Raw genomic sequence first — 24,483 nt, 5'->3', positions numbered from 1 at the left:
ATTTCCCGGACGGCATTACTGTTATCAATGTGAATCTCTTGCACCCTAAAAACCTCCTGAAGAGCCGAGTTAGTTCTGTGCTGCTAACAAGGCTAATAACATTTGTGCAGAGCGGTGCCCCGCGTCAATAATAAAGTCGTCAAAGTTTACGCCGGAATCGTTGTCGGCGTTGTCGGACATGGCCCGAACGACCACGTATGGCACGTCAAATTGATGCGCCACTTGACCAACAGCGGCCCCTTCCATTTCACCAGACAAAGCATCTGGGAAGTGACCCATAATGTCCTTAATGGTTTCAGGACTATTCAAGAATTGGTCACCGGAAACAATCAGGCCTAATTTTGTCTTCAAACCGGTATCCGCAGCGGCCGCCACGATCTTTTCGCCCCATTCTTTGGACGCTTCAAACCGCGCTGGCTGTTGGGGCAATTGGCCGTATTCGTAGCCAAAGGCCCGGGCGTCGGCATCATGGTAAGCCGTTTCGGTGGAAACGACCACGTCACCGATGTTCAGGTCAGGTGCCAAGGCACCGGCTGAACCCGAGTTGATAACGATATCGACGTCAAATTGGGTGATCAACAGTGCCGTGGTCAAGCCGGCTTCAACTTTACCAATACCGGAACGAACCAGGACAACGGATTGCCCATGAATCGTGCCTTGATAAAATTCCAAGCCGTGAATGCTCGTGGTTTGAGCGTTTTCCAGAGCTTCGTGCAGTTCTTTAATTTCTTCTTCCATGGCGCAGAGAATACCAAATGTCATATTGTGTGTCCACTCCTATTCGTTTTGTCTTACATTGTTTTACGGGTTAAACTACGGGTGATGGCGCCTTACCGGGCAGTGAAAATGGGCCGGAACGCTGGGGGCAGGACGCCTGAAGCCAAAAAGCGGTCTTCAGACTCGCTTTGAACCGCCAAAAACGCGTTTCAAAGTCGCCATTTTCCAAGTAAAACCCTTGGAAAATCCCCCGGCTGAGCCCATTTTCACTGCCCTCACGGCTCACACCGGTTTAACCCGACACCAGTGATTGCGAGTCACTACTATCCATTAATTTTAAAAGGTGAGATGGTATATTCCATATAAATACACAGCCTCATCCCTGTTAGCCTAGCCTCACTCACACCTTAACTCACTCCTACAAACCAACCACCAGAAACCGGTGGCTTTAACCTGTCTTAGCCGTAAAGCTGGTAAGCCCAGAACCCTGTGTCGGTGCTGTTTGGTCGGGTGATTTTCCCGGCCTTACAGCACGGGACGACTTTGAAACTCGTGACTTTCGAGGTTCAAAGCGCCTCTGAAGACCGCTTCTCAGGCTTCAGGGGTTGCCCCACAGGGTGGCGGGCTTGCCAGCTGTCGGCGGCAAAGCAAGTTAAAGCTTAGTCGAGGAAGAAGAGGATGAGGTAAACCGCAATAATCAAAAGCACCAGCCAGAAGATCGCCCAATTGAGCCGTCGTCCTAGCCGTTGCTGTTTGCTGTCCACGGGATTGACCCGTTGTTCAGTGGGCTCGTCGTCACTGGGCGTTTCGCCACCGTGCGTGCGGGCATATTCCTTTTCGACTTGCACCCGTTTGCGGTCGCGTTCCTGGAATTCTTGCTCAGCACGCTCCTGCTCCCGTCGGTAATCGGCGCGGGTCTTCGGACTATCTTGTTCATCGTCTGAACGCATTGCTGTCACCTACTTCTGTAATAACCAGTAATAGATGGCCGTAATTGTCTTCGCGTCGCTGATTTCGCCGCGGTCAATCATGGCCTGGGCTTCTTCCTTGGTCACCGTCAACAGTTCCAAGTTTTCTCCTTGGTCCCGGGGTAATTCGGTCGTGACGGGTTTCAAATCAGTCGCCAAAAAGAGCGTCATGTATTCATCAGAAAAACCGACGCTAGAATAAAATCCGGTAATCCGTTTTAACTGGCCCGGTTGGTAACGAATTTCTTCGTTGAGCTCGCGCATCACTGCATGTTCCACGTTATCAGCGTCCCGGCTGTCTAATTTACCAGCTGGAATTTCCAACGTGGCCGCTGCGATGGGCGCGCGCCATTGCCGTTCCAAAATCATTTTATGATCATCCGTCAACGCTAAAATGCCCACGGCACCCGCGTGACGCACAATTTCTCTCGAAGCCGTATCCCCATTTGGTAGGCGGACCCGCTGACGTTCCAGCTTCACGATCACACCGTCATACAGTTCCTCGGTCGATTCAACGTGCTCTTCTAAGTCCATGCCTAAGCCTCCTCAGTACTACCCGTCACAACGGGCGTTACCTTTGCCGCTTGGAGGCCACGCATGCCTTGAACAATCACAAATTGCACGGTCTGACCAGCTTCTAACTTTTTGAACCCTTCCCCGACGATGGCCGTGTAGTACACGAAGATGTCGCCGTCTGCGGGCGTGGTGATGAAGCCAAAACCGCGTTGTTCATTGTAACTCTTTACTTTTCCAGTTAACATCGTGTTCCCTCCCATACATAGTGCAAATTATACTCGCTTGAACGGTCGACCGCAAACAATGGTTCTTAGGCGGTACGGTCCGGCACTCGGTTCACCAAATTTTACCTAAAAAAGCCCCACCACCGACGGCATGCCAGTGATGGGACTTTTAAAATTAGCGGTTAAGCTTATTTTTCTTCAAAACCTTCAGTTGCCGTTTCAGGGTAGTTGGCCCGAACGATAGCAGCACAACGGGCACAGAAGTGTGGGTAGTCAGCATCGCTACCAACGTCTTCCTTGGTCAACCGACAACGGTCACAGACCTCACCGGCAGCGGCGGAGACCTTAACGGCCATGTCGCCAAAGCTCAAGGCGTCAGCTGGGGCTTGGTCCAACTTCGCAACGTCTAAACCGGAAACCAAGAGGATTTGTTGAACGTTCACGTTCAGCTTGTCCAAGAGGTTTTGAGTGGCGTCATCCACGTACAAGTCCAGGTGGGCTTCAGCGGCCTTCCCGATCAACTTGGCGTCACGCGCTTCTTCCAAAGCCTTCAACACGTGGCTCCGCAGGTCCATAAAGTGGTCCCAAGCGGATTTGTGTTCGTCGTCTTCGACTTCAACGGCGTCATCCATGTCCATCACAGCAGGCATTTCAGCCAATTGCACGAAGTCTTCTGGTTCTTTCAGGAAGTCCCAGATTTCTTCGGCGGTGTGTGGCAGGATTGGCGTGATCAACTTGGTCAAGGTCACGGCAATTTGGTAGAAGACGGTCTGCATCGAACGACGCGCAGCACTGTCTTCGGCCTCGATGTACAGGACATCCTTGGCAAAGTCGAGGTAGAACGCAGACAGGTCGCTGACAACAAAGTTGATGAGTTCCTTGTAGATATTCAGGAAGTCAAAGTTGTTGTAGTGGGCCTTGACGCTCTTGGTGAATTCATTCAGTTGGTACAGCATGTGCCGGTCAACGGCAGTCAGCTGATCAAAGGCAACCGCATCCTTTTCAGGATCAAAGTCGCTGGTGTTGGCCAACAGGTAACGCATCGTGTTCCGCAGCTTCTTGTAGCTGTCGGAAATCTTCACGAAGGATTCCGTTGAGACCCGGACGTCGGCTGAGGTATCCACGGAGGTTACCCAGAGACGCACGATGTCGGCACCCATCTTCTGGATGATTTCACTAGGCGCAATCGTGTTCCCGATGGACTTGGACATCTTGTGCCCATCTTTGTCCAACGTGAACCCTTGTGAGACGACCTGCTTGTAAGGCGCCTTACCAGTAGCGGCAACACTGGTGATCAAACTAGAGTTGAACCAGCCACGGTATTGGTCGGAACCTTCCAGGTAAAGGTCAGCTGGGAAATCCAGGTAGTCGCGTTCGGCCAGCACACCCTGGTGAGACGAACCGGAGTCAAACCAAACATCCATGATGTCGTTTTCCTTCGTGAATTCGCCATTTGGTGAGTGTTCGCTGGTAAAGCCTTCGGGCAAGAGGTCCTTGGCTTCACGCTTGAACCAGATGTTGGACCCGTACTTACCAAATAAGTCAGCCACGTGGTCGACCGTTTCTGGCGTGATGATAGCCTCGCCGTCTTCACCATAGAAGATTGGCAGTGGCACACCCCAGACCCGTTGACGGGAGATGACCCAGTCGCCACGGTCCTTGATCATATTTTCCAAACGACGCTTGCCCCAATCCGGTTGGAACTTAACGTCTTGTAAGGAAGCCAAGATTTCGTCACGGATCTTGTCCACGGATGCAAACCATTGTGGCGTTGCCCGGAAGATAACGGGCTTCTTGGTCCGCCAGTCAAATGGGTAACTATGTTCATATGGCATGTAGTTCAGTAAGGCGTTGTTGGCCTTTAACTTATCCAAGGCAATCTTGTTGGCATCCTCGTAGAAGACACCCTCAAAGTCTTCGCCGGCTTCGGCGGTCATGTATCCTTGGTCGTTAACGGGCACTAACACGGGCAGGTTGTAGAGCTTGCCGACGTTAAAGTCGTCTTCCCCTAAACCTGGTGCGGTATGAACCAGACCAGTCCCCGTTTCAGTCGTCACGAAGTCACCTAACATCACAACCAGCTTGCGGTCAGCGATGAATGGGTGTTGGGCAATGATGTTGTCCATGTCTTGACCCATAACGGTCTTCAAGACTTTAACGTCTTCCCAACCGAAACGTTCGGCATTTTCAGCCACTAAGTCGCTAGCCAAAACGAATTTCCGGTCTTCCCCAGCGGGTTGAACAACGGCGTATTCGATACCGGCATCGATGGTGATCCCTTCAGAACCAGGAATCGTCCAAGGCGTCGTGGTCCAGACAACCAGGTAAGTGTCATCGTCTAAGACACCCTTGCCGTCAACGACCTTTTCGCCGTAGAAAGCGGATGGTGACGTTACATCGTGGTATTCCACTTCGGCTTCAGCCATAGCAGATTCGGATGACCATGACCAGTAAACGGGCTTCTTACCCTTGTAGATCAACCCACGCTTGGCAAATTCACCAAAGACGCGGACTTCAGCGGCCTCGAATTCTGGTTTCAAGGTCAGGTAAGGATTGTCCCATTCGGCAGCAACACCCAGCCGTTTGAAACCATCGCGTTGTAAGTCAACTTGCTTCAACGCGTAGTCGCGACAGAGGTCACGGAACTCAGCGGTGGACATCTTCTTGCGATCGTAACCGGCCTTCGTCAACTGTTGTTCAATTGGCAGACCATGCGTATCCCAGCCGGGAACGTAAGGGGCACGGAACCCATTCATGGACTTGTAACGAACAATGATATCCTTAGAAATCTTGTTCATCGCATGACCCATGTGGATTGGGCCGTTCGCGTATGGCGGTCCATCATGTAAAATAAATGATGGCTTCCCTTCGTTTAACTTTTGACGGGCTTCGTAAATCTTGTTGTCTGCCCAGGCTTTTTGCCGGTCAACTTCTTTGACTGGTAAATTACCGCGCATCTTAAACTTGGTCTTACCCAAGTTCAGCGTGTCTTTCACTCGCATACCGTATTTCCTCCTTAAAATTTGTTCCTCGGTTGGTGAACCGGTGAGCTCAAGCCGTCCCCCGACCTCAGCTCACCGGTCAACCCGACCGTTAATTATCATTGCGTTAAAACCTTCGACTGGTCTTTGCCTTCCGCCTACCGTTGCGCCAGCCCCGGGAGCTCTAGCCATGGGGCGTTCTGAAGCCTGAGAAGCGGTCTCCAGAAGCACCCTTATGCTAAGCGGTAAACCGCCAAGCATAACGACACGGCTAGGCTCCCAATGCCGGCTCCACTATCGGCTACATGGACGATTGCGATTAACCCAGCGTTACCGGTCAGCTTGACCAATGACATTGAATTCACTGCGTTCAGACCTTTGACTAGTCTTTGCCTTCCGCCTGCCGGGGCGTGAAAATGGACCGGAACGCTGGTGGCAGGACGCTTGAAGCCATAGAACGGTCTTCAAGCTCGCTTTGAACCTCTGAGAACCGAGTTTCAAAGTCGCCATTTCCTGAGGAAACCTCAGGAAATCCACCGGCTGAGTCCATTTTCACGCCCCTCTCGGCTAAGACGAGTTGTGACTGTAAACCCAGTATTACCGGTCAAGTAAAGCAGTGAAGCTGCATTCACTACAGAAAATAGTGATTGGCCAGCAAAACAAATTAACACTGACACCACTAACCTAAGCGACCAGAGGTAACTTTGCGGACCACGCTGTGTCGATGGTCTTACTCGGGGTCTCTCACCCGAGTTAGAGCATGGGCCGACTTTGAAGACACGTGCTTTTCGTGGCTCCAAAGCGAGCTGGAAGACCGCCTCTCAGGCTGGAAGCGGGCCCCACAGCGTGGGGAGTAAAGATTACCGCCGGGAGCGACAGTCAACACCATACAAAACCAAGTGCTTGTTTGCCTTTCGGTTGGCCGTTGTGAGCGACCAGAGGTGGTTTTGCGGACCACGCTGTGTCGATGGTCTTACTCGGGGTTTCCCACCCGAGTTAGAGCATGGGACGACTTTGAAGACACGTGATTTTCGTGGCTTCAAAGCGAGCTGGAAGACCGCCCCTCAGGCTGGAAGCGGGCCCCACAGCGTGGGGAGCAAAGGACCACCGCCGGGAGCGCAAACCAACGACCAACAGAAAAGAGCAAACAAAAAACGACTTGCCGCTAGGGACGAAGTCGTTTTCGTGGTACCACCCAAATTTAGCAGGCCGCGCAGCCAAAACGGCAAACGCACCCCACCCTCAAACAACGTAACGTGTCGTGAACGCCACCGCTTACTACAAGTTCAGCCGTGGAGCTTTGGGAATGATACCGGACAAAAAGAGCGGGCGTTAGCCTTCCACCATCGCTAACTCGCTAGTACCTTCTTTTTGAGGGGTTCTTTTCTCAGTGCTTAATTATTATCTTTGTCAAACTGTGGTTGGTCGTTGTCTGGGAAAATCACAACGGTTTCACCATTGTCGTCCCCACTATCGGTCACAGGGGCTTCCGTTACCGGCGTCTCTTCAACCGGTTGGGATGCTTCTGAGTGTACGCCCTGAGGCCCTTCGTTGTCAAGCCGGTCACCAACGACCTTCTTGATTTCTTCGTAGCTGGACATGGACCCTTCCTTTAACAGGCTGTCCCAGTCGTTAGACTTGACCACTTCCAACTGGCTTTCCAGCATGACTTGCAGCCGTTGCCGGAAGACCCGCGTGCTCTTCTTCAAGTCGTCGGTTTCGACGGCCAGCTTCTTGGCGCGCTTGGAAGCTTCATTCATGATCTGGTTACCCTTGTTCGTGGCTTCAGAAACGATGTCGGAGCTTTGCTTCTGGGCTTCGCGAATGATAATCTCAGATTCCTTTTGGGAGTTGGCCTTGACCTTATCGGCGGCCTCTTGCGCAACCAAGATGGATTGGTTCAGGGAATCCTTCAAGTCGTTAAAGTACTTGAGCTTCTCGTTCGCAGCATCCAGTTGTTCCTCTAATTCTTTGTTGTGGTTCAACGTAATTTGGTAATCCTTGATGACTTGATCCAAGAAATCATTGACCTCATCAACGTTGTAACCGCGCATCTTTGTGCCAAACTCTTTATTGTGAATATCTAATGGACTTAATACCATTGCACTGTTCCCTCCGCATCTATTTCTGCAGCACCGCTAGGGTGACCCGAATTTTTTCCTTCTTCGTTCGACCACCGACTTCATCCAGCCGAATCCGGCCAAAGCCGCGCACGGACACGATGTCCGCCACGTCTAGTTCGAAATCTGGTTTCAGAGTCTCGGCCCAGTTCAACCGGACCTTGCCCCCTTCGATCAGTTCCTTGGCGCGGTGCCGGGACAAATGAAAGCCCGTTCCCACGATGTTATCTAACCGCAGTGACGACAGCGTCGCCCCCTCGGTCTCCCACTCATTCATGGGAACCAGTAAGTTGTTCCAAGACTCTTCCTGCAACCGTGCCTTGACCCGGCCGATGTGATCGACCTGGCCTAACAGGTAATCCGCCATGCTACTTTCCGTGATTACCTGCCAGTTCAGGCCATCGGTGAGAATATCCCCGAGGATTTCACGCTCAATGCCTGAACCCAGCAACGTGCCTAGAATCTGACTGTGATGAAGCGTGGCAAATTTTACGGGATAGTCGACACGCAGGACCGTCAGCTCAAAGTCCTTCGGTTCTGGTTCGTAGTAATCCGGGTAAAACAGCGCCCGCTGCATTTCAGCGTGTTCGTGGCCCCCACTGAACCGGACGTGCATGTCTGCTCGACGGGCCAAGGTGGACGCAATGTACACTTGCCGGGGGTTCAAGAAGTGCGTGAGAACGGGGCGATATTCGTCTTGGACTTGTTGAATCCAGCCGCCAATTGCGTCAATCAGCGGGGCTTCGTCCGGCCGAAAATGCTGTAGCACATTCTCATCCAACTTCTTCGCCTCCTATTTTCATGTAAATAATAATCTAAGAATCATCGACTCTAGTCCTGACAGTCCGTATTGGACCAACGTGAGGACGATGATGGCCACCACTGGCCCGAACCCGAGTGGTCCCACCGATACAAAATCAAAGTAGTGGAGGAACGGTTCGACGAGTCGGCCAATGATTTGACCAAATTTTGACTGATAGCCACCAGGGAGCCAACTGAGCAAGGCATACACCACAATCAACAGGATGTACGCGCTAACGGCCCAGTTCAAGACTTTAAATAGCAAAAGGACAAATTGTATCACGGCGTTGCTCCTTTATTGTGTGACTTGAGTCCCGAGGTTGGCGGCAACATCGCCGCTGACCTCGAAGTTGTGGGGCGTGCACAGAAAAATCTGTTCACCGATCCGTTTGATTTCGCCACCCACGGCAAACGCGGTTCCATTTAAGAAATCCACGATGCGTTGGGCTTGGGATTCATCCACCCGGGCAAAATTAACGATGACCGCATCCCCACCAGTAATCTGTTTCGCAATCGACTTCGCATCGGAATAGATTCGCGGTTCGCAGATCGCGATGTGACTAGTATTTGCAGATCGCATGGCAACCACCTTTCGACTGTCGGCCGGTCGACTGGGGGTAGTTGGCTTTGGCTTCGACTGGGCTACCGGAGCCGTTGTTGGGTCGTCCTCGTAGTCTTCGTCATATTCATCGTTCATGCCAAAAAATTTGCTGAGACTAAACTTCTCCGCCATGGTGCGCCACTCCTCTCAACACGAATTCTATCTGATAGACGTTACTTCCGCCGCCGCTTGAAGAATGGTGGCGTGTCTTCGCCCTTGTTGTCATCTGCTGCCGAGGTGTCATTTTCACTCGGGTTAAAGATGTTGAAATCAGGCTTGTCAACCCCAGCAAATTCACTGTTGGAACTGCTAGTGTTGTTACTGCTCTTAGGTTCTGGACGGTGCGCGGGTTCGCGGATGTCCCAGTTGCCAAATGGATCCTTTTCAGTCTCCTGGCTAGGGGCATCGTTACGAGAATCCGTGTTCCGAGGTTGTTGGTTTTCGGCACGACGGGCAACGCGGCTGTGTTGTGCAGCTTCGCGTTCTTCCTTCTTCTTGTCGATCCCCGTTGCGATAACCGTGACCCGAACTTCATCGCCGAGGTCTTCGTCAATGGACGTCCCGAAGATGATGTTGACGTCGCTAGTAGCGGCATCGGACACGATTTGTGAAGCGGCTTGGGCTTCAAACAAGGACAGGTCCGGACCACCAGTGATGTTCAACAGAACTTGTTCGGCCCCATCGATAGAAACTTCCAGCAGTGGTGAAGAGATAGCCTTCTTGGTTGCGTCTTCCGTGCGGTTTTCACCGTTAGCGGAGCCGATACCCATCAGGGCTGCCCCTTGGTCCTTCATAACCGTCTTCACATCAGCAAAGTCCAAGTTAACGTAGCCAGGGCTCGTGATCAAGTCAGAGATGCCTTGAACCCCTTGACGTAAGACGTTATCGGCTTCTTGGAAGGCTTCCATCATTGGCGTCTTCTTGTCAACGATTTCTAACAAGCGGTTGTTGGCAATGACGATCAACGTGTCCACGTTCTCCTTCATTGCGGCAACCCCTTCAGCGGCGAAACGACCCCGCCGTGGGCCTTCAAAACTGAATGGCCGGGTAACAACCCCAACCGTCAGTGCACCGCCCTCTTTGGCGATTTTAGCCACGATAGGCGCAGCACCGTTACCGGTACCCCCGCCCATTCCGGCAGTGACGAAGACCATGTCGGCCCCTTGTAAGGCTTCGGTGATCTGTTCTTCGCTTTCTTCGGCAGCTTTGGCCCCAACTTCTGGGTTAGCCCCGGCACCAAGACCCTTGGTGAGTTTCGGCCCGAGTTGAATTTTTGTTTCGGCCTTTGAGGCTTCGAGGGCCTGCACATCCGTGTTGGCCACGATAAATTCGACACCCTTAACGTCTTCGGCAATCATCCGGTTAACGGCGTTGTTACCACCACCGCCGACACCAATCACCTTAATGATGGCCCCATTATTTTGTGCTGAATCTAGTGAGTATTCCATTTGTGTATTCCTCCATCTCGCGTTAGTCGAAGAAGTCGCTGAAGAACTTTCGAATGCCTTCAGAGCGATTTTTCTTCTTTTTCGGTTTCGCTTGCTTACCCTGAGTTGATTGTGGCGCAGCAGATTGCTGTTGTTGGTTCTCAGCATCCTGTTCACGTTGACGAATCTCGTCGGTTTCATCGGCTAGTTGGGTGGAGCCCGTCAAAGCACTCTTGATGAGCAGATCAATCTCACTCAGCCCCCCAAAGTATTTCACAAGAGCCAGCGCCAACGTAAAGGAAGGATGACGCAGTCCCATTTGATCTGGCACGTAAACCCGAACGTTAGTGTTAAATTCGTCCGTGGCCAGATCCGTAATGCCTGGTAAGGCCGCAACCCCACCGGTTAACACGATACCACCGGGTAATTCAAGGGCTTGCACCTTATCCAAATTACCGCGGAGGCGCTTGAAGATCTGGTCCAACCGGGCCTCAATGATCTCCGCTAAGTATTTTTCTGAAATTGGCGTGGGTTGGCTTTGGCCGACCACGTCAACGGGAAATTCGTCTTCGTCGCTGGCCTGCGTTGAATCAGCGTAACCGTAGTCGCGCTTCAACTTCTCCGCACTGTCCAGGGAGGTGTTCAGAACCACGGAAATATCCTTGGTAATGAATTGGCCACCCTCTTGGTCCACGTCGATGTACTTCAATTGGTGATCATGAATGACCGCAGCAGTGGCTTGGCCACCCCCCAAATCGATCAAGATGGTCCCAAAGTCTTGTTCACCATCGTTCATGACCATCATGCCTTGGGCCATCGGATTGATGACCGTTCCCCGCAGGTTCAAGCCGGCTTGTTCAACGGCTTTACGGGTATTGTGCATAATGGTCTTGGGGCCAGTAAAGATGGTCCCATGAAGTTCGAGGCGTACCCCGACCATTCCGCGGGGATCCTTGATACCATCAAACCCGTCAACGACGAATTCATCGGCTAAAATGTCGACGACTTCTCGTTCTGGCGGTAGGCTCTGGATCAGCGCAGCGGCGGAGACACTCCGGACGTCACGACCCGTGATTTCACGTGACTGGTCGTCAATGGCGATCATGCCACTACATGGTTCAATTTTTAATAAGTTTGCGGGAATCCCCACAATCACATCATGAATCTCGATGCTGGCCTTCTCTTCGGCTTGTCGAACGGCGCGCTGAATGGCTTCAGCTGCTTTGTCAATATCCACGATGACACCGCGGCTGACCCCATTCGAACGTTCGTTTCCCACACCAATAACGTTCATTTGCCCTTTAACATTCTCAGCAACAATGACTTTTATTGAGGTGGTTCCTATATCGAGACCAACGTACATCCCTGAATTATCCATAGAAAAAGGAACCTCCTAAGTTAATTATCGATCAACACTGCATGAATTCGCTTTTTCTCCTAATTATTTTTCAGTTTACCACATTTACTAGGGGTTGAAAAAGCCTTATTGACGCTTTTTATACAATGCAATCAAAATGAAATTATTTTTTGAACGGGTACGAGTACGCCCCGACTTCCAAATTGACCACACCCTTTTGTTTCAGCTTGGCCGCAATGCCTGGATAATAGGCCATTTTCTTGGCGAAACTAGGGATGCTAGCATACACCTCGTTGCCGTCATTCATGAACAAATGAACACGGTCGGGGTTATCCTTGGTCGGTGATGCTTGAATCTCACTGATGCTGCGTTTGATTTCACTATCGAGCTTGGCATATTGCAAGATCATTTGGTGAAGTGCCTTGGCCTTTTTGAAATGGCCGTAGACCGGCGTGCCACTCTTGGGTTGATCAACCGATTGTTGACTAACAATACCATTTTCTAAGACCTCATAGTAACGATTTTGCTTCATGACGTAGCCCGCCGTGGCAAACTCAGTGACGTGAACCGTGACCCGGTTGGGCTGACGGAAGGTAATGTCAACGGCCTTAAGTCGTGAATTACGCGCCACTGCTTTTTGCTGCAGGCGGTGTTCGTGCCCGACAACCTGAAAGATTGAATCGCCCGGACGCACCCGGGTCGCTTGCTGAACCTGTTTGGCCGAGAGTGCTGACGCCCCGGTGACCCGCACCGTTTGAAAATGGCTCAGTGGCGAGAGCAGATACACCATCGCCAGGATCACCACGGTAAAGCTCGTCAGTAGAATGCTCAGCCGCCGAATCAGTTTTCGGTTGCGTTGATGCTTGAGCCGGGGCAACTTGTCCCCGATGCGCTTGGCCTTGTGCACCCACTTGGGGGTGTTGGCTTGCTTGCGCTTGGCCTCCGCCTGGGCTTGGTACTCTTCCCATGGCGTCATGGCCCGCTGTTGTTTTGACTCGTTGCGGTTCAGCCGAAACTTCACGGCCGTCCACCTCCCGTCCTTACTTGTGGGTTAAACTTGTTTTTGTCATCGCCTCCGGGATGGTGAAAACTGAGCCGGCAAGTGACTGCCGTTCCCGGCGGCGGATTCAAGACCCCCTGCTGTGGGGCCGGTTCCAGCCTAAGAAGCGGGCTTCCACCTCGACTTTGAGCCTGAAAACCGGTCTCAAAGGTCGTCCCATGCTCTAAGCTGAGAAAATCACTCAGCTAAGACCATCGACACAGCTGTGTGTCTTGATCCGCCTCTGGTCACTCAGACTTGCCACTCAGTTTTCACGCACCATCCCTGCAGCTGACACGAGGTTAACCCGCAGTTGCTTAGTCCATGTCGTGCTGGACTAGCCCGTTGTGTCGTTAGTCCTTCTAGTTATTTTCCTAACAGTCATCAGACTGACGACAGTCGAACACCGATGCAGACAGCCTGAAGACTTATTTCAGGCTAACACGCTATTACTAGAAAATATTGTCGTCCGTCTTAGTGACCAGAGGTGGGCCAAGCTGGCCCGCTGTGTCGGTGTTCTTGGCTGAGTGCTTTTCCCAGTTTAGAACACGGGACGTGCTTGAAGACTGACGTTTTTTCAGGCCTCAAGTCGAGGCGGCAGACCGCCCTTTGGCTGGCGCCGTTCCCCATAGCGGGCCTGCTTGCGCCCACCGCCAGGAACGACATGCGACCACTCATTTTCTAGTTTCACGCTGTTTAGCCCTGCTTTAGGGTTTCAACAACGTCCAACACCCGGTCGGCGGCGTCTGGGACGCCTAATTGCTTGGACGCTGCGGCCATGTCTTGGCGTAGACCATCATCGGTCATTAACTGGTCGGCCTTTTTAATTAAGGTCTCGCCGGTTAAGTTTTCTTCGGTGATGATCTCCGCTGCTCCCACGGACGCCAGTGATTGCGCGTTCTTGGTTTGGTGGTTCGCCGTGACGTACGGACTAGGAATCAGGATTGACGGTATCCCGTCAGCCGTGATTTCTGCCAGGCTGGTTGCGCCGGCTCGGCCGACGATTGCGGCGACCTTGGGCAAGACCTCTGGCATGTTGCTGATGTACGGCTTGACGACCACGTTAGCGGCCACGTCAACGTTCTTTAGCTGTTCCATGACGCCGTCGTAACGCTTTTGCCCGGTCACGAAGACCACTTGGTACTTGCGTTGGTTAAACGTTGGAATCGCAGCGACCGTGGCAGCGTTGATCTTGAGGGCCCCTTGGGAACCCCCGAAGATCAATAGCGTCGGCACGTCGTCTTGCAACTTGTACTCGGACCAACTAAAGTGGCTGACCACCTCCGCAGCTTCCTGGGCCCGGGGATTCCCGGTCTTCACCATTTTGCTAGCGGGTAACTGGTCGAGGGCGGCGTCAAACACGTAGGCGATACGGTCCACGTAGCGGCTCAAAAACCGGTTGGTAATCCCCACGACACTGTTTTGTTCGTGAATCATCGTGGGCACGTGCAACCGCGCGGCGGCGTAAACCACAGCACCGGAGACATAGCCCCCCGTGCCGACCACCACGTCCGGCTTGAATTGCCGAATCATTTTCTTAGCGGCGTGCACACTCTTTAAGAATAAGTAGATTGTTTTGAAATTTTCTAGGGACAGCGAACGCTTGAAACCTTGGATGCGCGTGGCCTGAAACGGGATGCCCTTGGCCGGCACAATCGTGCTTTCCAAGCCCCGTTCAGAACCCACGTACATGACCTCTGAATCTGGTTCGCGTTTCTTTAACGCTTTGATAAGCGCCAGCGCCGGGTAAATGTGGCCCCCGGTACCGCCACCCGATACCATTAATCGCATTATTTTTCCTCCTGTTTGCCCGTTAATTGCTCAACGGCCTTGATAAACCGGTCACCTCTGACCTCAAAGTTCGGGTATTGATCCCAACTGGCATTGGCGGGCGACAAGAGGATGATGTCGCCGGGTTCACTTAAATCGTACGCCACGGGAACCGCCGTTTCAACGTTTTCAGTCATTTTAATGGTGGAAATTCCCGCTTGCTTAGCCGTTTCAGCTAACAAATCAGCCGTTTGGCCAAACAAGACGATGGCTTTGACGTGGGCCTTGAAGGCTGGCAGCATCTTTTCAAAGGTGTAGCCGCGGTCCAAGCCCCCTGCCAGTAAGACAACGGGCGCGCTGAAGCCCTTTAAGGCCATCTCAGTGGCTTCCATGTCGGTTGCCTTGGAATCGTTGTAGTATTGACGACCCTCGGCTTCTAACACGTACTGGGTCCGGTGACGCACGCCCCCAAAGGTCCGCAGCACGGCCACAATGGCACTGGTGCTGACGCCCTTGATTTTGGCCACAGCAATGGCCGCCAACGCATTTTCCACGTTGTGGTCCCCAGGAACCTTGATTTCACTGGCGGGCATGATGGCTTCTTCCTTAAAGTACAGCACGCCATCCTTTTCGTAAGCGCCATCCTCGGATTGGTTGGTCCGGGAGAACGGCACAACTTGTGCCTTGGTGTTGCGGCTCAGGTCACGCCACTCTGTGTTGTCAAAGTTCACGACGAAGTAATCCTTCTCCGTTTGGTTTGCGGTGATCTTCATCTTGGCAGCCACGTAATTGGCCCGCGTTTTGTGGTAGTCCAAATGGTTGGAGAAGATGTTGGTCAGCACGGCGATGTGGGGATGAAATTCAGTCGTTTCGGCTAACATGAAACTAGAAACTTCCAGGACCAACGTATCGTCCGGCGTGACTTCTTGGACGACCTTGCTGGCAGGAATCCCAATGTTCCCGGCGTAAACGGCCTTGCCCGTCTTCCGGTCACGGTCCAACATCTTTTGAATCATCGTGGTCGTCGTAGTCTTCCCGTTGCTCCCGGTCACGGCCACCAATTCAGCGTCGGCAACTTCGCCAACCAATTCCATTTCCCCAATTACGGGAATCTTTTCGGCCAACGCCCGTTGCACAACGGGAACGTCGTAGAAGATTCCGGGGTTCTTAACAATGTAATCGTAACCCGGATCCAACAGGTCAGCGGTTTGTTCACCCGTGATCACGGTAAACCCATCCGCTTGGAGATCCTGCGCATCCTGATTCTCAGCCAACGGTTTGACATCACTGACGGTGACCTGCGCACCTAGCCGCTTCAATAGGCGCGCCGCATTGACCCCACTCTTGGCTAGTCCCAGGACCAACACTTTTTTATTTTGATACGTCGTGATTTGTTTCATAATAACCGTTCGCTCTCCATTCTTATGCTTATGTTTTTAAATTTGTTTAATTGTGTTAAACCAGATTTGTTTCGGACCGGATTGCGGTGAATTTGCCGCCTGCGGCTGCCAGGACTACGCCTGCTGTGGGGCCGGTTTCCGCCTGAGAAACGGGCTCCCACCTCAACTTTGAGCCGTGAAACACCCACGTCTCAAAGGTTGTCCCAGGCTGTAAGCCGGCAAGAAACGCCGCCTAACACCCTCGACACAGCCGTCTCCGTCCTGTCCTCCTCCGGCTCTTGATTGTGCGTTGACCAAATTAATCGTTCAGCCCAATCAATGCCAGCAATTCTCTAATGAACGCCCGACTGGTTACCCGCTATAAATGGGTTAACCAGCAAATGATACGGCGCAGCGAACCAATTCTGATGGCAAACTGTCCAACCATATAATCAGCCGGAATAATCTGTATGTGGTAGATTTTACGGACTAAACCAAAATGATCAGCCAGCTCCTAAGAGGGGCAAAAAAATTATCCAGTCCAATTTTTTTGGTTCTACGGGCTAAGCCAATCTCACCAACACCCACCACACCAAACAAGCAGACAGTCCGTTTTAGGTTCTCTGGCCGCCGCCATTTCAGCGGAGCTGGACAGTTGCGAAAACCTGTGTCGAGGCTGTTGGTCGGCGATACTTGCCGGCCTTACAGACTGGGACGACTTTGAGACATTGTGGTTTCCAATGGCTCAAAGCGAGGGCCAAGACCGCCCTTCGGCTTGGCCCGGTCCCCATAGGGTGAGAGCACCTGTCCAGCACAGTCAACTCAATCCCAGCCCTAAACCAATCTAACCAGCCACCCACAACGCCAAACAAGCAGCCAGCCCATTTTTTAGGTCCTCTGGCCGCCGCCATTTCAGCGGAGCTGGACAGGTGCGAAACCCTGTGTCGAGGCTGTTGGTCGGCGTTTTCTGCCGGCCTTACAGACTGGGACGACTTTGAGACATTGTGATTTTCAATGGCTCAAAGCGAGGGCCAAGACCGCCCTTTGGCTTGGCCCGGTCCCCATAGGGTGAGAGCACCTGGCCAGCGCAGTCAACCTAATCCCAGCCCTAAGCCAATCCAACCAACACCCACAACACCAAACAAGCAGGCAGTCTCTTTTTAGGTTCTCTGGCCGCCGCTATTTCAGCGGAGCTGGACAGGTGCGAAACCCTGTGTCGAGGCTGTTGGTCGGCGTTTTCTGCCGACCTTACAGACTGGGACGACTTTGAGACATTGTGGTTTTCGATGGCTCAAAGCGAGGGCCAAGACCGCCTTTCGGCTTGGCCCGGTCCCCATAGGGTGAGAGCACCTGGCCAGCGCAGCGGTAACAAGCCCGCCCAGAGAACCTAAAAAAGGGGCTAACCTGCGGCGCGCGGGTTAGCCCCACCACAGTCGCAGCTCTACCTTGGTAAGATGACCCACAAGCCAGTAACCGCGGTAATCAACCCAATTCCCCAGAAAGTCAAATCAATCTTCCATTCACTCCACCCCTTCATTTCGAAGTGATGGTGAATCGGACTCATCAGGAAAATTCGCTTACCCGTTAGCTTAAATGAGGCAACTTGCAAAATAACACTCGCCGTCTCAATCACAAAGACCAGGCCAATCCACAGCAAGGACAATTCATGATGCAACAGAATTGACACGGCTGCTAAGGCACCACCTAAGGCCAATGACCCAGTGTCACCCATGAAGATTTTGGCTGGTTTGTGATTAAAGATGAGAAAACCGAGAAGACTGCCGACTACGGCAAAACAGAAAATAGCGATGTTGAGTTGGTGCTGGTCCCAGGCAACGATTCCGTAAGCCGCAAAGGCAATGCTGGCCAACCCACTCACCAGGCCATCGAGGCCATCGGACAGGTTAACCGCATTACTGAAGCCAACTAACCAAATAATGACGAAGACGGCATACCAGCCACTCATGTGCCAGTTGCCCATCCCCGGAACGTGCAGAGCCATTGGGAGTTGTTCGTGGGTGTAGACCCAGAATAAGATCAGTGCCCCAACGATTTGTCCCAGTAGTTTTTGCCAGGCCTTTAAGCCTTCATTTTGCCGGTGAAACAGCTTGATGCTGTCATCCCACGCCCCTAAGGCGCCGTATAAGACCAGGATGAACAGTAAGATCCACGTGGTCGACAACACATGGTGTGGGCCAACGATCCAGCTCGTCGCGAGTGTCATCACCGCAATGGCAACAATGAATAACAGGCCCCCCATGGTTGGAGTTCCTGATTTCTTTTCGTGCCACGTGGGACCCTCTTCACGAATCATTTGGCCTTCGTGCCGCGCCCGGAAGTACCGGATCAATGACGGCATAAACGCCGCCGTTATAACAAATCCACCCAACAGGGGTAAAATCACATTCATCATTGTTCGACTCAATCCTCATTCTCTTTTATTTGTTTTGTTTCAACGTGACCGTGAGCCCCGCGCCGGAGCCGACACTGGTGCCAGCCTTCACGCTTTGTTTCGTCACGTACCCGTCACCGGACACGGTCAGTTTCAATCCTTCTATCTGTGCTAATTTTACCACATCACCCTTGGACCAGCCGGTTAAACTTGGCAGTGCGACGGCGCCACCGGTCTTCAGGAAGACCCGTTGCCCATTATAGAGCGTGGTCCCCGTCTTGACCGATTGGCTCAGCACTTTACTCCCCGTTCCCAGGATGGTCACCGTGGCGCCGGCCTTGGTCAGTGCGCTTGAGGCACTGGTGGTCGACTTCCCTGTCACGGCGGGCATCTTGGCGCTAGCTGATTTGGTCGTTTGGGCATCCTCTTGGAGGGCCCGCGCCATGACCGGCTTCATGATCGAAGCCAACAGCTGCGTGGCGGTCTTACTGCCCAAGTGCGGCTGTTTCATGGTGATGTACATCACGTACTTGGGATTGCTAGCGGGCACCATGGCGGCGACGGAGTACAGGTAGCTGTCGTCACCCGACAAGTACCCGCTCCCGTTACTGACCTGAGCGGTACCGGTCTTGACAGCGACCCGTTCGCCACTCATTTTATAGTCGCCCCCAATACCATAACTCTTATAGACGACATCTTCCATGTGTTTCCGAACCGCTTTAGCCGTTTTGGCTGAAATGGGGTTACCCACGGTCTTCGGCGAGTACTTGGCGACGGTCTTGTTGGTGTTCGGGTCGGTGACCTTACTGATGACGTAAGGTTTCATCATCTTCCCGTTGTTGCTGACGGCTGTCAGCCCCTGTAACATCTGGAAGAAGGTGACCTGAATCCCTTGGCCAAAGGACGTGTCGGCCTGTTCAATCGGCCGCTGGAAGGCAATGCTCCCGGACAACTCACCCGGCAAGCCGGAATGGGTGCTCTTCAGGAACCGGAAACGGTCAATGTACTTCTTCCAGGTCTTGGCGCCCATCTGTTGTTCCAGGTGCGCCATGGCCACGTTACTAGACAGGGCAAACCCTTTGTCGTAGGTAATGGTTCCCCAACCAGACGTATTCCAGTCAGGGACAATTTGATTACCGATGGCATATTTCCCGGATTGATAGGTCGCGTTCCCGTTGTAATTGCCGCTGTCAATGGAGGCCGCCATGGTGAAGACCTTCATGGTTGAACCGGGTTCGTAGGCATCCTGAACCAAGGTATCCCGCCAAATTTGGCTGAGGCCCGCCTTGGTAGACGCATTAAAGGTTGGTCGCTGCGTGGCGGCGAGAATCGCACCGGTCTTGGCGTTCATCAGGACCGCGTTCATCGAGTTGGCCTTGACCTGGTCTTGGACGCTGCTCATTTCCGTTTCCAACAAGGTCTGGAGTCGCGTATCGAGCGTCGTGTAGACGTTATCGCCGTTCTTGGCCTTCTTGGATTTCTGCTTGGTCCCCGGTAACTGGTAACCGTACATATCCTTCTTGATTTTTTGCGAGCCATTGGTCCCGGTCAGTTCTTTGTTAAACGCCTGCTCGAGCCCCATGGTCCCGGTCAGCGTGGTCTCCCCCGCCTTGTTGGTCTTCGACTCGGCCAGTCCCACTAGATGGGAAGCGAAAATCCCATTAGGATACAGCCGGGCTTCCTGTTGAATAAAATTGACCCCGTTAAGATGGGCCTTTTGAATTTTCTGCTTAGTGGTCAACGAAATGTTTTGCCCCGCCGTCCCAAATTCAACTTGGAACGTGTTGCGATTGCTGGGGTTCAACGCCTTTAGGGCCTTCTTCTCGCTGATGGGCAAGTACTTTGCCAAAACGCGCGCAATCTTAGGCTTATTCGTGGCGTAAAGCTTCTGCCCGTCCACACCCTTTTGCCGCTTGTCCAGCACCACATAGAGTGAGTAGACACTGGTGTCTTCGGCAATAGCCTGGCCGTTGGCATCATAAATAGTGCCCCGCTTGGCTTTCAGTGTTTCGTTGGCAGTGTAGAGCTTTTGCGCCTGGGAACTCAGATTGACGTTCTGGACATTCTTACCGATTGCGATATACGAAAAGCGGCAAACAACAAAAATAAACAACACGCAGATAGCGTAAAACAGAAACTGCCCAAAATGCTTGCGGTTTCTGCCGGGTTGCTGATTTGTCGTTTGACGCTCGTGGGAATCTTTCATTATTTGTTTACATTCCTTATTCTGGCATTTTCTAAAATCAAGCCTTGCTTCTTAGCAATTTTATCAAGCCGACTACGACTCTGCAACTCATTGATCTGTTGTTGCGCGTTCGTGTTGTGGTTCTGCACGGTCGTGATGCGGTTATTGATGCTCTGCAGGTTGTGCTGCGCGTTGGTCATAGTAATTTTGGATGACACAACACAAACCATCAGGACGGCTAAAACTAAGCCGCAGGCGGTTAACAGGCATTTTTCGAATTTAGAAATCGGCAACTTTTGGCTGCTCGGATTGCCTTGTGGGGCGACCCGGGGCTGAGCCTGACGTTGCGGCTGTTCTATGTTTGGGCGTTGTTGGGGTTCCGCTTCGAGGGGAACCGCTTCAGCTAAATTATTCTGCGCCATAAATAATCATCTTCCTATGTCGAATTAATAGATTTGGTAAGACTACTTAATTTTTTCTAAAATTCTGAGCTTTGCGCTATGTGCGCGGTGGTTCGCCGCTAATTCTTCCTCAGACGGCAAAATAGGTTTGCGATTGACTAGTTTGAAATCAGGTTGTAAGTTGTCCGGAATCACAGGTAAGCCTTGGGGTAAATCAGGCAACGAGGATTTTTCCCGGAACATGGTCTTGACCAGTCGGTCTTCCAAGGACTGGAAGGTAATAACACTGATACGGCCGTTCAAGTCCATGAGTGAAACAGCTTGTTCCAAGGAGTCTTCCAGGGCCCCCAGTTCGTCGTTAACGGCGATGCGGATGGCTTGGAACACCTTCTTGGCAGGATGGCCGCCGTGACGACGTGCCGCAGCAGGAATCCCTTCCTTGATGATTTCAACCAGCTGACCAGTTGTATCGATCGGCGCGGTTGCCCGGTGCCGTTCAATGGCTCTGGCAATCGGCTTGGCAAACTTTTCTTCGCCATACCGGTGGAAGATTCGCATGAGATCGTTAAATTCCCATTCGTTGACCACAATCCAGGCCGTGAGTTTCTGGCTCTGATCCATCCGCATATCTAACGGTGCGTCATGTTGATAACTAAAGCCACGGTCCGCCTCGTCAAATTGGGGGGAGGAAACTCCCAGGTCATACAAGATGCCGTCAACCGCGGTGATTCCCCGCTGATTGAGTTGGGCTTGGATGTCCCGGAAATTGCTCTTGATAAAGGTTAATTTGCCCTCATCGATGTATTTTTTTAAGTGTTCTTCGTTGTAGGTAATCGCCGTTTGATCTTGGTCAAAGGCGTACAGATGACCGGTCGTCAACTGCTCAAGGATGCGCTGGCTATGGCCGCCGCCACCGAGAGTGCAGTCAACATAGGTGCCAGTTGGCTTAATGGCTAACCCAGCCACCGCTTCTTTAAGTAATACCGTTACGTGATGAAAGTCTTCCATAAACACTCTCCTTTCTTAAACGTTACATGCCAAAATCAATGAGATTTTCAGCAATATCGTCGAAGTCTTCTTCTGCCGTGGTGGAAAAGTCCTGCCACCGGTCGGCACTCCAAATTTCAAAGCGATTTGCAACCCCGACAATCACACACTGTTTGGTTAACGCTGCGTGGTCGCGGAGTGATTTGGGGAGGTTGATGCGGCCCTGTTTATCGAGCTCGCATTCCGTTGCTGCTGAGTAGAAAAACCGGACAAAGGCCCGGGCATCCTTGCGATTGACTGGCAAGGCTTTCAATTTCTCTTGCAGTGCTCCCCACTCTGGCATGGGATAACCGAATAAACAGCCATCCATGCCCCGAGTGACAACAAATTGGTCGCCCAATTGTTCCCGAAACTTGGCGGGAATGATCAGCCGGCCTTTGGTGTCGATAGAATGTTCAAACTCCCCCATAAACATAGCCAATCACTCCCATTTGTAACTATCACCAAGTTTACCACACCCCCCCACTTTCTACCACAACGTTTCCGAATTTTTATAAATTTCCCCACAAAACTTAAAAAGGCCACAGCGAACAAGTGTTCACCGTGGCCTAGCGCGTTTTACAACGCTTACTAAAAATGAGTCGATAACCAAAAAAATTAATATTTATGCATTAATTTAGCCAATAACCACTAAAAAACACGCGGCAAATCCAACGACCCAATACAGGTCCGTCAGCCGCCAGAATGTTCGGAAAAAGGTCGAGTAAAGTAACTCTTTGTTGTGAATCGCTTGCAAAAGTGTCACAACGATACCAATGGCCATCCACCCGATGATCAGCCACGGTAAAATCTGCCCCGCTCCTGCTGGAATCAAAAGGAGTGACGTGCCGATAAAGATCGGCGCCATCAGGTCCCACGTGTTCAATTGTGCTGGCCAGTGTTTCTTCAGCAGGCGCTTAACGCCCCGAATCAACAGCCAGCCGATGACTAGGATGGCCAGCGTGCCCGCCGGCGAGGTCCAAAACGTCATGCGACTTCCCCCTTATTTTTTGTTTGCTTGTTTTAACTTGTGCGGTGGTTCGCGCCTCCAGGTCGGTGAAAATAGGCCGGAACGCGGTGGGCGGACGGCGGGAGCCAAAGAACGGTCTCCCACCTTGCTTTAAGCCGCAAGGGTCGCGTCTTAAAGTCACCTAATTTAACAGCGGTGACGCCGCTGCTAAAATTCCCACGGCTAAGCCTATTTTCACCGACCTTCCGGCTGACACACGGTTAAACCATCACACCCCCGTGTCCACGACAGTTTTATTCCGGTAACGGCTAGGTCACATGCCACTACTATTGTCCTGAAGACATGACACGTTTCAGTAAAAGATTGGTGGAACAACCACCATGAAAAATGATTCGCAAGTCTGAGCGACCAGAGGCGTCTTGGATCCGCCGCCGGGAACGGCAATCACTTACCGGTTCATTTTCACCATCCCGGGAACGTGCCAACATGAAACCGGTCGCGCCGTTCTTGAATACTTCCGTTTAATTATAAGGATTTCTAGCGAACGTTGCAATCACTGGACAGAACGTTAACGCTTCTTAAACTTTGTTCACTAGACACCCCTCTGCCGTTCGCCAGCAACCGTTTTATTTTCCGACGCTAATTCTCTGCAGAGGTATCTCAGCATCTCGCAACGAGTTACTGTGAAAACAGGTCGTACTCCCCGTCGTGACGGCCCGGTTTTACGTTTTCGCGACAACTTTTGCGTGGCGGTTGCAATTCTGACGTTGCCACGGTAAACTAATTGAGTAATCTAGACGCAAAGAGGTGGCTACTTCCGCATGGAAAAAAAGAAAAAATCAACATTTCAAAAAATCACGAACGTTTTCGTTTGGATCATGATCATCGCAACCATTGGATCTCTGGTCTTCGGTGCCATTTCTTCATTAGGATTAATGGGCTAGCATGGGTCGTCGTCACATTCAGTCGAATGTTGGCGGCTTTTTTTCTGCGCTGGTAACCTCTTTTAGAATCAAGTATCGCTACCCGCAACGAATATTAATTAATTTTTCAATCGTTCTGTGTTTCCCTTGACTCCGGTATTTTTTCGGCCCCAGTTGGGTCAGAAACTTAACTTATTAGTTTGTTCACAAATAAAAATGGGACGCGTCAACGCAATTCGGTTGGCGGTTCCCTTTTTACTTGCACGCCTCTAATTGCGCTAACAGTTTTGAGATGGTCGGTTGATCTGGGACCGGCTCCGCCACAGCAATCACGAGTTGTTCCCCCAACGCAACGATGGAGGCGCCCCGGTCGTCGGTCAGTAAGGCCCTGTATAGTTGTAGGATGGTCTTCAGCGTGTGAAAATCCGCTTCCCAAGTCGCGCTGTTCCGGGTCGTTCCCAGTAACGACACCGTCAGTCGTTGCACGTTACGACTGACCCGTTGGCGCGTCAACCGTTGCTGCTTGCGTTCCTGATAGACTGGCAGAAACAGTGCCACCACAACCGCCAATAGTTCGCCGACCGCTTCAAACCAGTCGGACCAAGTCCCTAATTCCATAGAAAAAGCCTCCCCCGTCTGACCCACAGGATACCCCTGGTGGCCAGTATCACCAACGATTTAGGTGA

The 24,483-nt window shown here is 52.1% G+C and carries 22 protein-coding genes and 1 pseudogene; 1 reads left to right on the top strand and 22 read right to left on the bottom strand.

The window, feature by feature from the left end:
- Window positions 1-69: 69 nt before the first annotated feature.
- From JUF22_RS09740 to JUF22_RS09645, 21 genes and pseudogenes are all read right to left on the bottom strand, one after another.
- On the bottom strand, window positions 70-762 hold the full coding sequence (locus JUF22_RS09740; RefSeq protein ID WP_203637267.1) for a 5'-methylthioadenosine/adenosylhomocysteine nucleosidase: 693 nt from the start codon (window positions 760-762) through the stop codon (window positions 70-72).
- A 614-nt stretch (window positions 763-1,376) separates the two neighbouring features.
- Entirely contained in the window at window positions 1,377-1,667 is a 291-nt protein-coding gene (locus JUF22_RS09735; RefSeq protein ID WP_203646034.1) for a hypothetical protein, read from the bottom strand.
- A gap of 9 nt (window positions 1,668-1,676) precedes the next feature.
- Window positions 1,677-2,219, bottom strand: coding sequence for an NUDIX hydrolase (locus tag JUF22_RS09730; protein ID WP_203646033.1), 543 nt, complete (start codon window positions 2,217-2,219; stop codon window positions 1,677-1,679).
- Window positions 2,220-2,221: 2 nt separating this feature from the next.
- On the bottom strand, window positions 2,222-2,446 hold the full coding sequence (locus JUF22_RS09725; RefSeq protein WP_203646032.1) for a cold-shock protein: 225 nt from the start codon (window positions 2,444-2,446) through the stop codon (window positions 2,222-2,224).
- Window positions 2,447-2,613: 167 nt separating this feature from the next.
- Complete coding sequence (gene ileS, locus JUF22_RS09720; protein WP_203646031.1) at window positions 2,614-5,427, bottom strand: isoleucine--tRNA ligase; 2,814 nt, start codon at window positions 5,425-5,427, stop codon at window positions 2,614-2,616.
- 212 nt (window positions 5,428-5,639) lie between these two features.
- Window positions 5,640-5,771, bottom strand: coding sequence for a hypothetical protein (locus tag JUF22_RS13855; RefSeq protein WP_268890140.1), 132 nt, complete (start codon window positions 5,769-5,771; stop codon window positions 5,640-5,642).
- Window positions 5,772-6,800: 1,029 nt separating this feature from the next.
- Window positions 6,801-7,508 (bottom strand): DivIVA domain-containing protein, encoded by a 708-nt coding sequence (locus JUF22_RS09715; protein ID WP_203637263.1) that lies wholly within the window; start codon window positions 7,506-7,508, stop codon window positions 6,801-6,803.
- A 19-nt stretch (window positions 7,509-7,527) separates the two neighbouring features.
- The gene (locus JUF22_RS09710) at window positions 7,528-8,307 is read right to left on the bottom strand and encodes a YlmH family RNA-binding protein (protein WP_203646030.1); all 780 of its coding nucleotides are present in this window, start codon (window positions 8,305-8,307) and stop codon (window positions 7,528-7,530) included.
- Between the two features lie 18 nt (window positions 8,308-8,325).
- Window positions 8,326-8,610: a YggT family protein gene (locus JUF22_RS09705; RefSeq protein WP_125763080.1), complete on the bottom strand. Its 285-nt coding sequence runs from the start codon at window positions 8,608-8,610 to the stop codon at window positions 8,326-8,328.
- A gap of 12 nt (window positions 8,611-8,622) precedes the next feature.
- Entirely contained in the window at window positions 8,623-9,060 is a 438-nt protein-coding gene (locus JUF22_RS09700) for a cell division protein SepF (protein ID WP_203646029.1), read from the bottom strand.
- 41 nt (window positions 9,061-9,101) lie between these two features.
- Complete coding sequence (gene ftsZ, locus JUF22_RS09695) at window positions 9,102-10,376, bottom strand: cell division protein FtsZ (protein WP_203646028.1); 1,275 nt, start codon at window positions 10,374-10,376, stop codon at window positions 9,102-9,104.
- 22 nt (window positions 10,377-10,398) lie between these two features.
- Window positions 10,399-11,733 carry a cell division protein FtsA gene (gene ftsA / locus JUF22_RS09690; protein ID WP_125763086.1) on the bottom strand — a complete coding sequence of 445 codons (1,335 nt, stop codon included), beginning with the start codon at window positions 11,731-11,733 and terminating at the stop codon, window positions 10,399-10,401.
- 142 nt (window positions 11,734-11,875) lie between these two features.
- Entirely contained in the window at window positions 11,876-12,733 is an 858-nt protein-coding gene (locus JUF22_RS09685) for a cell division protein FtsQ/DivIB (protein ID WP_203646027.1), read from the bottom strand.
- 714 nt (window positions 12,734-13,447) lie between these two features.
- The gene (gene murG / locus JUF22_RS09680) at window positions 13,448-14,542 is read right to left on the bottom strand and encodes an undecaprenyldiphospho-muramoylpentapeptide beta-N-acetylglucosaminyltransferase (RefSeq protein ID WP_125763090.1); all 1,095 of its coding nucleotides are present in this window, start codon (window positions 14,540-14,542) and stop codon (window positions 13,448-13,450) included.
- Window positions 14,542-15,936, bottom strand: a pseudogene (murD, locus tag JUF22_RS09675) (UDP-N-acetylmuramoyl-L-alanine--D-glutamate ligase); the annotation flags it as partial. The gene murG and the pseudogene murD, both read right to left, overlap by 1 nt.
- Window positions 15,937-17,341: 1,405 nt before the next feature.
- Window positions 17,342-18,313, bottom strand: coding sequence for a phospho-N-acetylmuramoyl-pentapeptide-transferase (mraY, locus tag JUF22_RS09670; RefSeq protein WP_373306112.1), 972 nt, complete (start codon window positions 18,311-18,313; stop codon window positions 17,342-17,344).
- A gap of 25 nt (window positions 18,314-18,338) precedes the next feature.
- Window positions 18,339-20,498 (bottom strand): penicillin-binding transpeptidase domain-containing protein, encoded by a 2,160-nt coding sequence (locus JUF22_RS09665; protein WP_203646025.1) that lies wholly within the window; start codon window positions 20,496-20,498, stop codon window positions 18,339-18,341.
- Entirely contained in the window at window positions 20,498-20,899 is a 402-nt protein-coding gene (ftsL, locus tag JUF22_RS09660) for a cell division protein FtsL (protein WP_203646024.1), read from the bottom strand. Before ftsL ends, JUF22_RS09665 begins: the two co-directional genes overlap by 1 nt.
- 42 nt (window positions 20,900-20,941) lie before the next feature.
- Window positions 20,942-21,886 (bottom strand): 16S rRNA (cytosine(1402)-N(4))-methyltransferase RsmH, encoded by a 945-nt coding sequence (rsmH, locus tag JUF22_RS09655; protein WP_203646023.1) that lies wholly within the window; start codon window positions 21,884-21,886, stop codon window positions 20,942-20,944.
- A gap of 22 nt (window positions 21,887-21,908) precedes the next feature.
- Window positions 21,909-22,340, bottom strand: coding sequence for a division/cell wall cluster transcriptional repressor MraZ (gene mraZ, locus JUF22_RS09650; protein WP_125763100.1), 432 nt, complete (start codon window positions 22,338-22,340; stop codon window positions 21,909-21,911).
- Between the two features lie 201 nt (window positions 22,341-22,541).
- Entirely contained in the window at window positions 22,542-22,895 is a 354-nt protein-coding gene (locus JUF22_RS09645; RefSeq protein WP_203646022.1) for a DUF3397 family protein, read from the bottom strand.
- Window positions 22,896-23,695: 800 nt separating this feature from the next.
- On the opposite strand from JUF22_RS09645, the gene JUF22_RS09640 reads away from it, so the two are divergent.
- Complete coding sequence (locus tag JUF22_RS09640; RefSeq protein WP_125577081.1) at window positions 23,696-23,818, top strand: DUF4044 domain-containing protein; 123 nt, start codon at window positions 23,696-23,698, stop codon at window positions 23,816-23,818.
- Between the two features lie 234 nt (window positions 23,819-24,052).
- Here the strand turns inward: JUF22_RS09640 and JUF22_RS09635 are convergent, their stop codons facing one another.
- Window positions 24,053-24,415: a hypothetical protein gene (locus JUF22_RS09635; RefSeq protein WP_203646021.1), complete on the bottom strand. Its 363-nt coding sequence runs from the start codon at window positions 24,413-24,415 to the stop codon at window positions 24,053-24,055.
- Window positions 24,416-24,483 lie beyond the last annotated feature (68 nt).

It is taken from the genome of Levilactobacillus lanxiensis (assembly GCF_016861655.1).
Lineage (GTDB): Bacteria > Bacillota > Bacilli > Lactobacillales > Lactobacillaceae > Levilactobacillus > Levilactobacillus lanxiensis.
This window is presented reverse-complemented; position numbering and strand designations above follow the sequence as displayed.

Bases quoted from the DNA above. Each gene is read 5' to 3' on its own strand.
- JUF22_RS09740 (WP_203637267.1), bottom strand. From the start codon at position 762: ATGACATTTGGTATTCTCTGCGCCATGGAAGAAGAAATTAAAGAACTG.
- murG (WP_125763090.1), bottom strand. From the start codon at position 14,542: ATGCGATTAATGGTATCGGGTGGCGGTACCGGGGGCCACATTTACCCG.
- ftsZ (WP_203646028.1), bottom strand. From the start codon at position 10,376: ATGGAATACTCACTAGATTCAGCACAAAATAATGGGGCCATCATTAAG.
- JUF22_RS09640 (WP_125577081.1), top strand. From the start codon at position 23,696: ATGGAAAAAAAGAAAAAATCAACATTTCAAAAAATCACGAACGTTTTC.
- JUF22_RS09725 (WP_203646032.1), bottom strand. From the start codon at position 2,446: ATGTTAACTGGAAAAGTAAAGAGTTACAATGAACAACGCGGTTTTGGC.
- JUF22_RS09715 (WP_203637263.1), bottom strand. From the start codon at position 7,508: ATGGTATTAAGTCCATTAGATATTCACAATAAAGAGTTTGGCACAAAG.
- JUF22_RS09730 (WP_203646033.1), bottom strand. From the start codon at position 2,219: ATGGACTTAGAAGAGCACGTTGAATCGACCGAGGAACTGTATGACGGT.
- ftsA (WP_125763086.1), bottom strand. From the start codon at position 11,733: ATGGATAATTCAGGGATGTACGTTGGTCTCGATATAGGAACCACCTCA.
- JUF22_RS09700 (WP_203646029.1), bottom strand. From the start codon at position 9,060: ATGGCGGAGAAGTTTAGTCTCAGCAAATTTTTTGGCATGAACGATGAA.
- mraY (WP_373306112.1), bottom strand. From the start codon at position 18,313: ATGATGAATGTGATTTTACCCCTGTTGGGTGGATTTGTTATAACGGCG.
- JUF22_RS09635 (WP_203646021.1), bottom strand. From the start codon at position 24,415: ATGGAATTAGGGACTTGGTCCGACTGGTTTGAAGCGGTCGGCGAACTA.
- mraZ (WP_125763100.1), bottom strand. From the start codon at position 22,340: ATGTTTATGGGGGAGTTTGAACATTCTATCGACACCAAAGGCCGGCTG.
- JUF22_RS09735 (WP_203646034.1), bottom strand. From the start codon at position 1,667: ATGCGTTCAGACGATGAACAAGATAGTCCGAAGACCCGCGCCGATTAC.
- JUF22_RS09665 (WP_203646025.1), bottom strand. From the start codon at position 20,498: ATGAAAGATTCCCACGAGCGTCAAACGACAAATCAGCAACCCGGCAGA.
- ileS (WP_203646031.1), bottom strand. From the start codon at position 5,427: ATGCGAGTGAAAGACACGCTGAACTTGGGTAAGACCAAGTTTAAGATG.
- rsmH (WP_203646023.1), bottom strand. From the start codon at position 21,886: ATGGAAGACTTTCATCACGTAACGGTATTACTTAAAGAAGCGGTGGCT.
- JUF22_RS09645 (WP_203646022.1), bottom strand. From the start codon at position 22,895: ATGACGTTTTGGACCTCGCCGGCGGGCACGCTGGCCATCCTAGTCATC.
- ftsL (WP_203646024.1), bottom strand. From the start codon at position 20,899: ATGGCGCAGAATAATTTAGCTGAAGCGGTTCCCCTCGAAGCGGAACCC.